This window comes from Pseudomonas sp. AC229, assembly GCF_979254655.1.
The window spans coordinates 71,690-85,876 of record NZ_CEEDHK010000009.1 but is presented as its reverse complement, the minus strand read 5'-3'; the positions used below and the strand labels follow the sequence as shown (position 1 = coordinate 85,876).

The window sequence follows — 14,187 nt, the reverse complement described above, 5'->3', positions numbered from 1 at the left end:
CGTGACAGCGCGGGGTTCAGACTGATTTAGGTTCGCCCAACTTTCGGCTGGCCAGCACCAGGCTCAGGCCAATCGGCAGCCAGGTCACCAACCAATCGGCATTGGGCTTGAGCCACACGCCGATGCCATCGGTCATCAGCGACACCGTCGCAAACACCCAGATCGCCAGTACCGCCTGACCGAGCGGCGCGGTGCGGTTGCGCCAGGCGCGCCAGGCCACGCTGGCCCACAGCATCAAGTACAACGCCAAGCCGATGACGCCTTCACGCGCACCGATATTCAGGAACAAGTTGTGCGGGTGTTTGAAGGTGCGGTTCAGCTCAGGCACAAAAATGCCGTATTCGTTGAAGCCATAACCCAGCACCCCGTTGCCCAGCATCAAGTTCAGGCCGCCAGCCCATAGCGTCGGACGTGCCGAGGCGCCACGTTGAGTCAGTACATCCGGGCAGACCACGGCGACAACGGCAATAGCAGTGACGCCTAGCGCAATCAGCGCGTAACCGCGACGCGAGCGCAGTGCCACCACCATCACGACAAAGGTCAGTATCAAGGCGAGCCAGACGCCACGCGTTTGGTTGACGACCAGAAACGCGACATAGCCCAGCGCTGCCACGGCCAGCAGGCCCAACTGCCACATCGGCAAGCGTTGCGTTGGGCGCAGGAAATAGGCGAGCAGCGCCAGAGCGCCCACGGCATGAGCCGCCATGATCGCGGTATTCCAAACACCCAAGGCGACCACACGCCCAAAAGGCGGCGGGTTCAAAAGGAAATGCGCTACCGAGGCCAGTGACAGCACGCCGCCGAACAGGGCTGCGCCGAACAGCCACGTCTCGATGCGGATGCGTGCTTGCGAGGCCAGTACGATGCCCAGCAGCGATAAGGTCACGTAGAGGGTGACCTTGTAATCGCCGATCAGGTCGTCGCTGCCTTTAATGGCCAGCACCAGCCAGGTCCACGCCATAAACAAGCCGAACAATGCCAGCTCAGGTTGCTTCAGTGCGGCGCGAAAATCGGCGCGAAACAGCGCCGGAATGACCGGCAGCCACAACAGCGCAATGATTGCCTGGTGGTAATGCTTAGTAGGTAGAAACCAGGCGAAGCACAGCAGCGCCGTTAACCCCAGACATGCCCAACTCGGCAACGAAACCTTGCGCAGTACTGCAATACCTTTCATCCATCAACCCTTGTTCAACATGCGCTGTGCCACTCGTTTCAACTGCGCAGCGTCGGCGTTTTGCCAGCTGCCCTGAATGCAATAGTCGTGCGCCAGGTAGCGCAGGAAGTTGCGTTTCACCCTTTCATCCAGTGGCCAATCCGGAAAGCTTTTGGCCGCCGCCACCAGCTCGTCGGTGGAGTCGGCGTGCATGACCACGCCGGGAATATTGAAAAATGCCTGACCGAGGGTGAGCACCGGCTTGCCCAACAACAAACTCTCCAGCCCCACCGTCGAGTTCAGCGTGATTACGAACTGGCTTTGCTCGATCAACTGCTGAGTGGCATTGCCGTTGGCAAACAACAGGCGTTCATGGGTGCGTTGGTGCAGATCGGGATACACCTCGCGACTCGACGGGTGTTCCTTGAACACCACGGTCATGCCGGTCTCCGCAGCCAGTCGTTCGCCCAAAGCAAACAGCTCCCGCATGTTGCCGACCCACGGGGAAAACAGGCGCACTTGCGTGTCGCGGTCGTCCTGGAAGGGAATGAACACGTAACGCGGCGGCAGCTCGATAGGCACCAGGTCGCTCACGCGCGGCTTGCGTGGAATCAGCGTCACCTCGTCCTCACCGTCGGCCGCCTCGGGCTCGGGGTAGTTGAGATAGAACTCCTGATCGCGCGGCACAGAGTTGCGGAAGTTCACCCCTTTGGCATCCAGCGTGGTGGTGTCGGGCAACAAGCCATTTTCAAAGAAGAAGGTGCCACAGGCGGCCGGCTTCAGCGCCAGCAGCAACTGGCAGTAACGGTGCGAGCCGTTCCACACCACCAGATTCTTCGGCTTTTCGCGCTTGAGCAAGGCGTTGGCGCGCAGGGCGATCCAGGCTAATTCCAGGCGCAGCAAAGCGCGATAAAACGAGCCTTCGTATTTATTCTTGACCCGCCGCTCCTGGCACTTTTCCTCTACCAGATGCGCCCAGTCGATACGCGAAATAATGGCCGGCAGTTGCCATGGACGCGGCCAGGGCATTTGTCCCGGCACCACGACTTTGCCCTGCAGGTCCGTCTCGTTGAGCAGGCGCTGGAAATAAATGCTTTGGTGCTTGGCCAGGGAGAAAAAAAGAAACTGGGTCATGGTCGATCCGTGCCATTCAAAGGGGCGTGCTCGATGTCGTCGGGTAAGGGCTGATCGCGCAGCAAGCACTCAAGCACACGCACGTTCTGCGCCAAGCCTTGCGAGCCATGAGACAGATGAAACAGCGCGAAGGCGCGAGCGACTTTCACCTGTTCGTCGTAAGCACCGACGATCTGCTCAAGGCGCTGCTGGAGCGCGGCCGGCGTTTCGATCCGCGATCCGAAAAAGCGCTCCTGGGCGAAAATGTCGCCATCGTCGCTAAGGTTGGCGTACAGCACCGGGCGCCCAGCCAAGCCAGCCTCAATCACCGCATTGGACATGATGTTGACCACCACCGACGCCTGGCCCAGCGCCTCGGCCAATGAGCATTCGGCGGCGAGCAGTTGCACGTTGGGCAACTCATCGGCCACGGGCTGCCAATAACCCGCCTGGCTGCGCGGGTGGCGCTTGATCAACACCTGCCAGTTCGGGTTGGCAGCGGCCCAATCGCGGAGCAAGGCATAGGTGCGCTGATAGCCGGGCTCTTTCTCTTTGTCCGGCCCAACGCCCAGCACCAGCAGACGCTTTTGCTGCGGGTCGGCAAACGGTAAGTCGTACGCGGTGTCGATCATGTGCGAGCCGGCCAACACGGCGGTGCACTGGCCAAAGCGCAACGTCCGCGCCTGCAGCGCTTCCAGCGAACTGCGGCCGAATAGCAGGTAAAAGTCGTAGTCGTTCATGCCCAGGCGCCGCGAGCTTTCCACCGTCGAGGCATGGGCCAGCTGCACCAGCGGCCGGCCACGGGCGTTCATGGCCAAGCGCAGAAAAGGCGAGTAGAGACTGCCGTTGCGGTCGTTGAGCAGCACCGCCGGCTGATGGTGGCTGACCAGCCATTGCGCATACGCGGCATAACCGAAATAGCGCAGCGGCACCGGGTGCGGCGGCGTGAGCAGCAGGCGTTCACGGCAGATGACCTGCGGGCTCTGCAACGCCGTTTCGACCAGCGCATGACCGCGCTCGCGCATGGCCTGGATAAAGGCTTTTTTGCGGGCAAAGGCGATCACTTTGGGGGCCGACTGCAACAGCAGAAAGTCACAGGGTTCGGCAACCACCTGCGCGGCCAGACGACGACGGGCGCGCCAACCGAAGCGCAGGTCGGCAAGCGCCTCGCGAGCGAAGCGTAACGCGCTGCCGACCACGCCGTAGCGCTCACGCAGCAAGTGCCAGCGGTAACGGTCCAGCGCGTGCGCGCGGTCAGCCCAAAGGGTTTCGGTGGGGCGAGAAATCATCGTTTCCCGGCCATCATTGGCAACGCCCAAAACCGTGTGCGCACGGCGTCATCAGTGAAGCGCTCGCGCAAACGCAGGGCCATGCGCGCGCGGCATTCTGGCAGGCGCTCGGCTTCGCCAGCCTGGCGTTGCAGCTGGCGCGCCAGCTCGGCAGCGTCGCCGAGCGCGAACAACAGACCGACCCCGGCCACCACTTCCGCGCCGCCACCGCAGTCGGTGCAAATGACCGGCACTTCGGCGGCCATGGCTTCGAGCAACACCATGCCGAACGGTTCGTGGTCGGAGCTCAACACAAACACATCGAAGGCGCGGAAATAACGGCGGGCGTGGGCCACCTGGCCGAGAAAACGCACCCGCTCGGCCACACCCAAATGCTGCGCCAGCGCCTTGAGCGCAGCCTCCAGCTTGCCACTGCCCATGATCACCAGCAGGCTGTGGGCCGGCAGATTTGGCAGGGCTTGGGCGAAACCGCGAAGCAAAGTGGTTTGGTCTTTATCCGGGTGCAAGCGACCGACGTTGCCGACAATCCATGCATCGCTCGCCAGGCCCAAGGCCTCACGGGCCTGCTCGCGGCTGAGTAGCTCGGCGTCAATGGCCGCTGGGTCAATGCGGTTGTAGAGGGTTTCAATCCGCTCAGTCGGCCAACTTGGCAGGCTCTCGCGCAGGTCGTCGCGCACCGCATCAGACACGCCGAGCAAGCTCAGGCGGCGTTTGAACCAGTTGGCGAACATAAAGCGCGAGCGCCGGCGATAGTCGCCAAAGGCGTGGTGCACGCCGATCACCGGCAAATTGCTGCCGAGCAAGGCGACGTATACCGGTTTGAAGCGGTGGGCGATGCAAAGCGCGAACTGGCGTTCACCGACAATGCGCTTGAAGTCGCGAATGGCCGCTAGCTTCAGGCCGCGCACTTCGGCGCTGTGGTAGCCGAGAAAAATCACTTCGTCGGACCCCGACCCCGCCTCCACGGCGGCGCTCGGTTCACCGGTCAGGTAGACGGTGGTGACCTTGTAGGGCGTGCCATCGAAAAGGCTGGCGTACTGACGGGCGCAGTCCAGGAACGGCCCGTCATAACCATGGCAGAACTGCAGAACGCGCAGTTCAGTTGAGCGTGTCATACCCGTCCGCGCCTTCCTTGATCACCAAAATGTCTTCCATGATCAGGTACTGCAGATCCGAACCGAAGAACATGTTCAGCGCGTCGGTAGGCGAGCAGATCATCGGCTCGCCACGACGGTTCAGCGAGGTGTTCAGCGACACGCCGTTGCCGGTCAGGCCTTCCAGGGCCTTCATCATGTCGTAGTAGCGCGGGTTGTATTCGCGCTTGAGCACCTGGGCTCGGGAAGTGCCATCTTCGTGCACCACTTCCGGCACACGGGTTTTCCACTCTTCGGCCACTTCAAAGGTGAAGGTCATGAACGGTGCCGGGTGATCGACTTTGATCATCTGCGGGCCGACGGTATCGAGCATCGACGGGCAGAAGGGGCGCCAGCGCTCGCGGAACTTGATTTGTTCGTTGATGCGGTTGGCCACCCCGGCGATGCTCGGGCAACCAATGATCGAACGACCGCCGAGGGCACGCGGACCAAACTCCATGCGGCCCTGGAACCAGGCCACCGGGTTGCCGGCAACCATGATTTCGGCGATGCGCTGCGGCATGTTGTCGATTTGCTTCCACTTCGGCTTGCTCGCGTGCCGCGCGCAGGCGGCAATCACGTCTTCGTTGGAATACGAAGGGCCGAGGTAAACGTGTTCCATCTTCTCCACCGGCACACCACGCTTGTGCGAGATGTAGGCGGCGGCGCCAACGGCAGTGCCGGCGTCACCGGAAGCGGGCTGCACGAACAGCTCTTTGACTTCCGGGCGGGCGATGATGCGCTGGTTGAGTTTCACGTTCAGCGCGCAGCCGCCGGCGAAGGCGATTTTGCCGGTTTCTTTGAGGATGTCGCCCAGGTAGTAATCCATCATTTGCAGCGCCAGCTTTTCGAACAGCGCTTGCATGCTGGCGGCGTAATGAATGTACGGATCGTCGGCGATGTCGCCTTCGCGTTTCGGACCGAGCCACTCGATCAGCTTGGGCGAGAAGTAGAAGCCCTTGCCGTTCTCTTTATAGCGACGCAGGCCGATGACGTTGGCGTACTCGGTGTTGATGATCAGCTCGCCGTTCTCGAATTTGGCCAGACGCGAGAAATCGTATTTGCTGGCGTCGCCATACGGCGCCATGCCCATAACCTTGAATTCGCCGTCGAGCATTTCGAAACCGAGGAACTCGGTGATCGCGCCGTACAGGCCGCCGAGGGAATCCGGGTCGAAGAATTCTTTGATTTTGTGAATCTTGCCGTTCTCGCCGTACCCGAAAAAGGTGGTGGCGTATTCACCTTTGCCGTCGATGCCCATGATCGCGGTCTTCTCGGTGAAACCCGAGCAGTGATAGGCGCTGGAGGCGTGAGCCAGATGGTGCTCGACCGGCTCGATTTTGACTTTCTTCGGATCGAAGCCCAACTGCTCAAGGCACCAGACGATCTTGTTGCGGTAGCGCTTGTAGCGACGATTGCCCATCAGAATGGCGTCGAGCGAGCGGTCCGGCGCGTACCAGTAGCGCTTGGCGTAGTGCCAGCGGGCTTTGCCAAAAATGCTGATGGGGGCGAACGGAATGGCGACCACATCGACGTCCGACGGTTTGATGCCGGCCTGTTCCAGGCAGAACTTGGCCGACTCGTACGGCATGCGGTTCTTGGCGTGCTTGTCGCGCACGAAGCGCTCTTCTTCGGCGGCCGCGATCAACTTGCCGTCGATATAGAGCGCAGCGGAAGGATCATGACTGAGGGCGCCGGAAAGGCCGAGAATCGTCAATGCCACGGGAAACCTCTTGCAACGACGCAGGACCAATGCCTGCGCGAAAAAGTCGGACGGCAAACCGAGGGTCGCCTGATAAAGCCGGGGATTATAGCCGCTGCGTTGCGCTGGGCGCGAGCGGAGCGCCAAAGCCCTTGCGTGCCGCTGCGCTCAGAAAACGTCAGTGATATCAGGCGCAAGGCGAGGATGACAAAGGTTTGCCGCAGCCAATGTGGGAGAAGCGAGGTGGCGGAGGCTTGCCGCGAGGACAGGAAAATGCCCGAAGACCGAGACCGTTAAGCTCTATTTGCCTAACCTGTATATACAAGTGTATATAGGTGCTCGTGACCCTTTTACCGGCATTTTTCAGGACTTCTCCCTATGTCGAATCGACTGCTTCTTCAGCCCGGCCAACTCTCCCTCGACCAGCTACGCGCGATTTATCAGCAGCAATGCCCGATCGAACTCGACCCGGCCGCCAAAGCAGTGGTCGACACCAGCAACCGCACGGTGCTGGAAATCATCGACAACAAGCGCACGGTTTACGGCATCAACACCGGCTTTGGCCTGCTGGCGCGCACCTCGATCCCGACTGAATCGCTGGCCAAACTGCAGCGCAATCTGCTGCTGTCGCACTGCACCGGCACTGGTCCGCTGCTGGATGACGCCAGCGTTGGTTTGATCATGGCGCTGAAAGTGGGCTCGCTGGCTCGCGGTTTTTCCGGCATCCGCTGGGAAGTGATCCAAGCGCTCGCCGCGCTGTACAACGCCCAGGTGTACCCGTGCATTCCCTCGCAAGGTTCCGTGGGCGCCTCTGGCGACTTGGCGCCGTTGGCGCACATGTCCGCCGTGCTGATCGGCATTGGCCGCGTTCGCCATAACGGCCGTGAAATGGACGCCGTTGAAGGCCTGGCCATTGCCGGCCTGACGCCGATGGTGCTCGGGCCGAAGGAAGGCCTGGCGCTGATCAACGGCACGCAGGTGTCCACGGCGCTGGCGTTGCGCGGCTTGTTCGCGACGGAAAAATTGTTCAGCGCCGCCGTCGTGGCCGGCAGCCTGAGCGTTGAAGCGTTGAAAGGCTCGGCGGTGCCGTTCGACCCACGCATCCAGGCGGTGCGCGGCCAGGCCGGGCAGATTGATGTGGCGGCGTTCTACCGTGAGCTGCTGGGCAGCACCAGCGAGATTCGCGAATCCCACGCCGACTGCACCCGCGTGCAAGACCCCTACTCCCTGCGCTGCCAGCCACAAGTGATGGGCGCCTGCCTGGATCACCTGCGCTTTGCCGCGAACATTTTCCTGCGTGAAGCCAACGCCGTTTCCGACAACCCTTTGGTCTTCAGCGCCGATGGTGACGTGTTGTCGGGCGGCAACTTCCACGCCGAACCGGTGGCCATGGCTTCCGACGTGCTGGCCCTGGCGATTGCTGAAATCGGCGCGCTGTCGGAGCGACGCATTGCGCAATTGGTCGACCCGGCGCTGTCCGGCCTGCCGGCATTTCTGGTGCGCGAAGGCGGCTTGAACTCGGGCTTCATGATCGCCCAGGTGACCGCCGCAGCGTTGGCCTCCGAGAACAAAACCCTTGGCCATCCGGCCTCCATCGACAGCTTGCCGACCTCAGCCAACCAGGAAGACCACGTGTCCATGGCCACCTTCGCTGCCCGCCGCCTGCTCGACATGGCCGGCAACAGCAGCGCCGTAGTCGCCATCGAACTGCTCGGCGCCGCGCAGGGCGTTGACCTGCACGCGCCGCTCAAAACCTCGCCGCTGCTGATTGAAGTGCTGAAAATGGTGCGCCGCGAAGTGCCGCACTACGACGAAGACCGTTACTTCGCGCCGGACATCGCCGCCGCACGGGCGTGGGTGGAAAACGGTACGTTTGGACAGTGGCTGGCGTTTGATCGGTTGTATTAACAGCATCGAGGCTGAAGCCTCTCCCACAATAGATATGCCTCTGTGGGAGAGGCTTTAGCCTCGATTTTTGATCGACTGAAGCTCAATCAAGCAATACGGATAGTCAGCCTGAAACCTCAGCGTTTGCAGCTGGCCGCCTGCGCCATGCAAGCAATCGTAGCGCCCCAGCTCCACTTCCCCGCCTTCAACCTCTACCCGCAACCCATCCCCGGCACTGAACACCAGCACGGTCGCCGCCGAGGTGAACACGCTGCTCTCCCCCGCCGCCATCCACTGCAATCGCGCGCTGCAACGCTGCGGTGAATAGATCAGGTTGAAATCGCGAATCGCCCCGCCAAGCAAGCTGCACTGCACCTGGCTGTCACCGGAAAATGCGTACGCATCCAACGCCTGTAGCGGGCGGCTCATTTGCCCGTCCACTTCAAGCTGCATGCCGTCGCCTTCCAGCACGGTGATGATGCGTTGATAGCCGGTGAATGCAGAGAACGGTCCCGGCTGCGTGACGTCAGCGATGGACAGGCGCCAGGCAAACGCCTCAAGCCCGTCGCCATCGCGGGCAATTTCCAAGGTACTGCCGGCGCCGTTTTTCCACGGCATGCGCACGTAGTCAGCGGCGCGCAGCACCTGCCAGGTCATGAGGCGAAGCGCCCTTCCAGACGATGACGAGAACCGGGGTACAGCAGGCGCGCGACCGTCACGGTGCGGCGCCCAGACCACGTGCGGCGGCGAATCAGCAAGCACGGCTCGCCGCGCTCAATTTGCAGCAGCTTGCATTCGCTCGGCTCGGCCAAAATCGCTTCCACCACATGCTCGCCTTCGCTCATCGGGGCGATTTGCATCAGGTAGGCGTACGGCGTGGCGACGGTGAAATCCTGAGTCAAGTAATCCGGGGCGACGCTGGCGTTTACGTAGCGGTCTTCAATCTGCACCGGCACGTCATTTTCGTAATGCACGATCACCGAATGGAACACCCGCTCGCCTTCGCGAACATCCAGCGCCATGGCGCGCTCGGCGCCGGCTTTTTCTTCCTCCAGGCGCACCACCACGCAATGGTGGCGATGGCCGCGAGCGGCGATTTCATCGGCGATGTTATGCACTTCAAACAGCGCCGACTGGCCTTTGGGCTCGGCCACAAAGGTGCCGACGCCTTGCATGCGCACCAACAGACCGTCGGCCGTGAGTTCACGCAAGGCGCGGTTGATGGTCATGCGGCTGAAACCGAGTTGCGCCACCAGCTCGCTTTCCGACGGCACGCGGTGATGGGGCGGCCAGGCGCCGGTGTGAATCTGCGCGCTGATCATCTGTTTGACTCGCGCGTACAACGGCGCGGGTTCGTCGCCCAGTTGCGCGGCCAGGGTGGCCATCTCGGACTGTGGAGCAGACACAGCAATCTCCTCGGCAAAACTTCGCGACTGGCGCGACGGTGGCGAGAGTTTACGTTTCACGTTTGCCTCTGTATATGTATATACAACCTGAATTCGCTCTGGAGCGCCCGGAACATGCCTGTTTTCTTTGCTGAGCGCGCCTTACTGGCCGGGGGCTGGGCGCGCAATGTGCGCCTGACCGTAGCCACCGATGGCGTGCTGCAACAGATTCAAACCGAGGCCACCGACGAGGGCGCCGAACGCCTGAATGGCCCGCTGCTGCCGGGCATGCCCAATCTGCATTCCCATGCGTTTCAGCGCCTGATGGCCGGGCTGGCGGAAGTGGCCGGCAACCCCAACGATAGCTTCTGGACCTGGCGCGACCTGATGTACCGCCTGGTCGCCACGCTGAGCCCCGAGCAGATTCAAATTATTGCCCGCCAGCTGTATATCGAAATGCTCAAAGCCGGCTACACCAGCGTCGCCGAATTCCATTACGTGCACCACGACGCCAACGGCCAGCCTTACGGCGATCCGGCTGAGCTGGGCTTGCGCATCAGCCAGGCGGCGAGCGACAGCGGTATCAGCCTGACGCTGTTGCCCGTGCTGTACGCCCACGCCGGTTTTGGCGGCCAGCCACCCAGCGAAGGCCAGCGGCGCTTTATCCACAGCAGCGACAGCTATCTCGCGTTGCAACAACGCCTTCAAGCCGCCCTGGCCGATCAGCCAAACCAGCGCCTGGGCCTTTGCTTTCACTCGTTGCGCGCCGTTACGCCGACACAAATCGAGCAGGTGCTGGCGGCCAACGCCAGCGACAGCCCGGTGCACATCCATATCGCCGAGCAACAAAAAGAAGTGGATGACTGCCTGGCCTGGAGCGGCCAGCGCCCGTTGCAATGGCTGTTCGACCACGTCCCGGTGGACGCCCGCTGGTGCCTGGTGCACGCCACTCACGCCAACGCAGAAGAAGTGCGGCAGATGGCGGTCAGCCAAGCCGTTGCTGGCCTGTGCCTGACCACCGAGGCCAACCTGGGCGACGGCATTTTTCCGGCTGTGGATTACCTGGCCCAAGGCGGACGGCTGGGCATTGGTTCGGACAGTCACGTGTCGGTGAGCGTGGCCGAAGAATTGCGCTGGCTCGAATACGGCCAGCGCCTGCGCGACCAGAAACGCAACCGCCTCTACCGCAGCGATCAGCCCATGATCGGCCGCACCCTGTACGACGCCGCCCTGCTCGGCGGCGCGCAAGCGCTGGGTCAGCCGATTGGCCAATTGGCCGTCGGCAAACGGGCAGATTTCGTCGTGCTGGATGGCGCCGACCCGTACATCGCCTGCGCCGAACAGGACGCCATTCTTAACCGGTGGCTGTTTGCCGGCGGTGATCGGCAGGTGCGCGATGTGATGGTTGGCGGCAAATGGGTGGTGCGCGAGGGCCGGCACACTGATGAGCAAAGCAGTGCGCAGGACTTCGCCGGGGTACTGAAGGCGATGTTGGGGTGACCGGACGAGCTTCCTGCGCATCACGAGCCCGGCTCGCCGCGCTCGCGCGGATAACGGAGCCTGATCGTGCGTTAACCGCGGGTTCGGTTAGCAAAGCGAAGCCCAACGCCGTCGCCCACTCGACATTTATTCCACACGCACTGCACGGACGTTTTTTTTGCTGCGCACCGCGGGCATACTAGGCCGTCTTCATCCCGGTATCGCCCGCCCCATGCTTCGCACCCTGACTGCCATTGTTCTTGCTCTGCTGCTATGCCCGGCCGTAGCCGACGAGCGCGCGGATGCGCAAAAGCAACTCGACGCTGCCCAGCGCGACGTTGTCGAACTGCAAAAACTGCTGAAGAAAATCGAAGCCGACAAGTCCGGCATTCAAAAGCAGTTGCGTGGCACTGAAACCGAAATGGGCGATCTGGAGAAGCAGATCAATACCCTTGAGCAACAGCTCAAGAACAACGAGACCGAGATCCAGCGTCTCGAAGGCGAGAAAAAAAAACTTGAGGGCGCGCGAATCGAGCAGCAAAGGCTGATCGGTATTCAGGCCAGGGCGGCCTACCAGAGCGGGCGACAGGAATACTTGAAGCTGTTGCTCAACCAGCAAAACCCCGAAAAATTCGCCCGCACCCTCACCTATTACGACTACGTCAGCCAAGCCCGCCTCGACCAGCTCAACACCTTCAACGAAACCCTGCGCCAACTGGCCAATATCGAACGCGAAAGCGCGGCGGAAAAAGCCCAACTCGCTGAGCGCAAAGGTTCCCTGGACGAGCGCCGCGACAAGCTTGCTCTGGTTCGCAAAGAGCGCCAGCAAGCCCTGGCCAAGCTCAACAGCGATTCGAAAAACAGCGACCAAAAGCTCAAAGCCCGCCGGCAAGAACAAGCGGCGCTGGGCAATGTGCTGAAAACCATTGAGGAAACCCTGGCCCGCCAAGCCCGTGAAGCCAAGGCGGCGGAAGAAGCACGCAAGCGTGCCCAGGAAGAACAGCAACTGGCCATGGCCAACCGCCGCGTCGGCCCTGGCCAGAAGCCGGTCAGCGCACCGAGCGGCCCCGTGGTTTCCAGCGATGGCGCGGTGTATGGCGGCGCATTTGCCAGCAGCCGTGGCAAGCTGCCGTGGCCGGTCAATGGCCGCATCGTTGCGCGATATGGAACCCAACGCGGCGACGACGCTCGTACAACATGGGACGGCGTACTAATCGGCGCCGCCGCCGGCAGCCAGGTGCGCGCCGTGCACGGTGGCCGGGTGGTATTTGCCGACTGGTTGCGCGGCTCGGGCCTGCTGGTGATTCTCGACCACGGCAACGGTTACCTCAGCCTGTACGGACACAACCAAAGCTTATTGAAAGACGCGGGTGACATCGTCAAAGCTGGCGAGCCGATTGCGACAGTCGGCACCAGTGGCGGCCAGGACACCCCCGCGCTGTATTTTGCGATTCGTCAGCAGGGCCGCCCCAGCGACCCCGCGCAATGGTGTCGGGCGCAGGGATAGGCCCCGTACCTCTTAATAGTGGAGCTCGTTCGATATGCCGCATTTGTCTCGCCTTAATTCCCTGGCCCTGGCTATCGCGCTGGCGCTCGGCGCCCCGCTCCTGCACGCCGCCACTGACGTCGACGCCGCCACCGCACCGCCTGCGGCCAGCGCGCCAGCCACGAACAAGGCGCCGCTGCCGCTCGACGAGCTGCGCACCTTTGCCGAAGTGCTCGACCGCATCAAAGCCGCCTACGTGGAACCGGTCGACGACAAAACCCTGCTGGAAAACGCCATTAAAGGCATGCTCAGCAACCTCGACCCACACTCCGCCTACCTCGGCCCGGAAGACTTCGCGGAGCTGCAAGAAAGCACCAGCGGCGAGTTCGGCGGCCTGGGCATTGAAGTGGGTCTGGAAGATGGCTTCGTCAAAGTGGTGTCGCCCATCGACGACACCCCAGCATCCAAGGCCGGCATCCAGCCCGGCGACCTGATCGTGAAAATCAACGGCGAGCCCACCAAGGGTTTGTCGATGATGGAAGCCGTCGACAAGATGCGCGGCAAAGCCGGCGAGAAAATTCAGCTGACCCTGGTGCGCGACGGTGGCGAGCCGTTCGACGTGCAACTGACGCGCGCCGTCATCAAGGTCAAGAGCGTGAAGAGCCAAACCCTCGAACCGGGTTACGGCTACCTGCGCATCACCCAGTTCCAGGTCAACAGCGGCGACGAAGTGGGCAAGGCGCTGGCCAAGCTGAAGAAGGACAACGACGGTAAAAAACTTCGCGGCCTGGTACTCGACCTGCGCAACAACCCGGGCGGCGTGTTGCAGGCAGCCGTGGAAGTGTCGGACCACTTCCTCACCAAAGGCCTGATCGTTTACACCAAAGGCCGTATCGCCAACTCCGAACTGCGCTTCTCCGCCGACCCGGCCGACGCCAGCGAAGGCGTGCCATTGGTGGTGCTGATCAACGGCGGCAGCGCATCGGCTTCGGAAATCGTTGCCGGCGCCCTGCAAGACCAGAAACGCGGCATTCTCATGGGCACCAACAGCTTCGGCAAAGGCTCGGTGCAAACCGTGCTGCCGCTGAGCAACGACCGTGCGCTGAAAATCACCACTGCGCTGTACTACACGCCTAACGGCCGCTCGATTCAGGCCCAGGGCATCGTGCCGGACATCGAAGTGGCGCGCGCCAAAATTACCCGCGAAGACGACGGCGAAAGCTACAAAGAAGCCGACCTCGCCGGGCACTTGGGCAACGGCAACGGTGGCAAAGACAAAACCAGCAACGAGCTGAAGGCGCAGAGCGGCAAAGCCAACCTGCAAGATCAGGACTTCCAGTTGAGCCAGGCGTTGAGCCTGTTGAAAGGGTTGAACGTTACGCGTAGCCAGTAACGATCAGCTTTAGCCGCGGTTGCTTTGGCAAAAGAGCATCGCGGCTAAAGCCGCTCCTACAGAGATCAAAAGATCAGAAGATCAGAAGATCAGAAGATCAGAAGATCAGAAGATCAGAAGATCAGAAGATCAGAAGATTAATTGTAGGAGAGGCTTCAGCCTCGATG

Annotated in this window: 11 protein-coding genes; 4 read left to right on the top strand and 7 right to left on the bottom strand. The window is 61.8% G+C overall.

The window, feature by feature from the left end; all coding sequences use genetic code 11:
* Positions 1-16: 16 nt before the first annotated feature.
* From AC0IW7_RS14090 to AC0IW7_RS14070, 5 genes are read right to left on the bottom strand one after another with little or no spacing between them, the layout of a single operon-like run.
* A complete protein-coding gene (locus AC0IW7_RS14090; RefSeq protein WP_471818812.1) occupies positions 17-1,174 on the bottom strand; it encodes an O-antigen ligase family protein in 1,158 nt (385 codons plus the stop codon).
* 3 nt (positions 1,175-1,177) lie between these two features.
* Complete coding sequence (locus AC0IW7_RS14085) at positions 1,178-2,287, bottom strand: capsular polysaccharide export protein, LipB/KpsS family (RefSeq protein WP_471818810.1); 1,110 nt, start codon at positions 2,285-2,287, stop codon at positions 1,178-1,180.
* A complete protein-coding gene (locus AC0IW7_RS14080) occupies positions 2,284-3,555 on the bottom strand; it encodes a capsule biosynthesis protein (protein ID WP_471818808.1) in 1,272 nt (423 codons plus the stop codon). Before AC0IW7_RS14080 ends, AC0IW7_RS14085 begins: the two co-directional genes overlap by 4 nt.
* The gene (locus AC0IW7_RS14075) at positions 3,552-4,670 is read right to left on the bottom strand and encodes a glycosyltransferase (RefSeq protein ID WP_471818807.1); all 1,119 of its coding nucleotides are present in this window, start codon (positions 4,668-4,670) and stop codon (positions 3,552-3,554) included. The genes AC0IW7_RS14080 and AC0IW7_RS14075 overlap by 4 nt, the downstream gene beginning before the upstream one ends.
* The gene (locus AC0IW7_RS14070; RefSeq protein ID WP_122493330.1) at positions 4,654-6,411 is read right to left on the bottom strand and encodes a carbamoyltransferase family protein; all 1,758 of its coding nucleotides are present in this window, start codon (positions 6,409-6,411) and stop codon (positions 4,654-4,656) included. The genes AC0IW7_RS14075 and AC0IW7_RS14070 overlap by 17 nt, the downstream gene beginning before the upstream one ends.
* Before the next feature lie 357 nt (positions 6,412-6,768).
* Between AC0IW7_RS14070 and hutH the strand changes: the two genes are divergently transcribed.
* On the top strand, positions 6,769-8,298 hold the full coding sequence (gene hutH / locus AC0IW7_RS14065) for a histidine ammonia-lyase (RefSeq protein ID WP_471818805.1): 1,530 nt from the start codon (positions 6,769-6,771) through the stop codon (positions 8,296-8,298).
* Positions 8,299-8,352: 54 nt separating this feature from the next.
* Here hutH and AC0IW7_RS14060 read toward each other — a convergent pair whose 3' ends face one another.
* Entirely contained in the window at positions 8,353-8,934 is a 582-nt protein-coding gene (locus AC0IW7_RS14060; protein WP_471818803.1) for a HutD/Ves family protein, read from the bottom strand.
* On the bottom strand, positions 8,931-9,662 hold the full coding sequence (gene hutC / locus AC0IW7_RS14055) for a histidine utilization repressor (protein ID WP_463536972.1): 732 nt from the start codon (positions 9,660-9,662) through the stop codon (positions 8,931-8,933). The genes AC0IW7_RS14060 and hutC overlap by 4 nt, the downstream gene beginning before the upstream one ends.
* A gap of 135 nt (positions 9,663-9,797) precedes the next feature.
* Between hutC and AC0IW7_RS14050 the strand changes: the two genes are divergently transcribed.
* From AC0IW7_RS14050 to AC0IW7_RS14040, 3 genes are all read left to right on the top strand, one after another.
* Positions 9,798-11,162 carry a formimidoylglutamate deiminase gene (locus tag AC0IW7_RS14050; protein ID WP_471818801.1) on the top strand — a complete coding sequence of 455 codons (1,365 nt, stop codon included), beginning with the start codon at positions 9,798-9,800 and terminating at the stop codon, positions 11,160-11,162.
* Positions 11,163-11,373: 211 nt separating this feature from the next.
* On the top strand, positions 11,374-12,648 hold the full coding sequence (locus AC0IW7_RS14045) for a murein hydrolase activator EnvC family protein (RefSeq protein WP_471818799.1): 1,275 nt from the start codon (positions 11,374-11,376) through the stop codon (positions 12,646-12,648).
* A 34-nt stretch (positions 12,649-12,682) separates the two neighbouring features.
* Positions 12,683-14,020, top strand: a complete 1,338-nt coding sequence (locus AC0IW7_RS14040) for a S41 family peptidase (protein ID WP_471818798.1) — start codon at positions 12,683-12,685, stop codon at positions 14,018-14,020.
* Positions 14,021-14,187: the final 167 nt, after the last annotated feature.

Excerpts from the sequence above, each read along its gene's own strand:
- AC0IW7_RS14050 (WP_471818801.1), top strand. The coding sequence starts at position 9,798 with ATGCCTGTTTTCTTTGCTGAGCGCGCCTTACTGGCCGGGGGCTGGGCG.
- AC0IW7_RS14045 (WP_471818799.1), top strand. The coding sequence starts at position 11,374 with ATGCTTCGCACCCTGACTGCCATTGTTCTTGCTCTGCTGCTATGCCCG.
- hutC (WP_463536972.1), bottom strand. The coding sequence starts at position 9,662 with ATGGCCACCCTGGCCGCGCAACTGGGCGACGAACCCGCGCCGTTGTAC.
- AC0IW7_RS14085 (WP_471818810.1), bottom strand. The coding sequence starts at position 2,287 with ATGACCCAGTTTCTTTTTTTCTCCCTGGCCAAGCACCAAAGCATTTAT.
- hutH (WP_471818805.1), top strand. The coding sequence starts at position 6,769 with ATGTCGAATCGACTGCTTCTTCAGCCCGGCCAACTCTCCCTCGACCAG.
- AC0IW7_RS14090 (WP_471818812.1), bottom strand. The coding sequence starts at position 1,174 with ATGAAAGGTATTGCAGTACTGCGCAAGGTTTCGTTGCCGAGTTGGGCA.
- AC0IW7_RS14075 (WP_471818807.1), bottom strand. The coding sequence starts at position 4,670 with ATGACACGCTCAACTGAACTGCGCGTTCTGCAGTTCTGCCATGGTTAT.
- AC0IW7_RS14080 (WP_471818808.1), bottom strand. The coding sequence starts at position 3,555 with ATGATTTCTCGCCCCACCGAAACCCTTTGGGCTGACCGCGCGCACGCG.
- AC0IW7_RS14060 (WP_471818803.1), bottom strand. The coding sequence starts at position 8,934 with ATGACCTGGCAGGTGCTGCGCGCCGCTGACTACGTGCGCATGCCGTGG.
- AC0IW7_RS14040 (WP_471818798.1), top strand. The coding sequence starts at position 12,683 with ATGCCGCATTTGTCTCGCCTTAATTCCCTGGCCCTGGCTATCGCGCTG.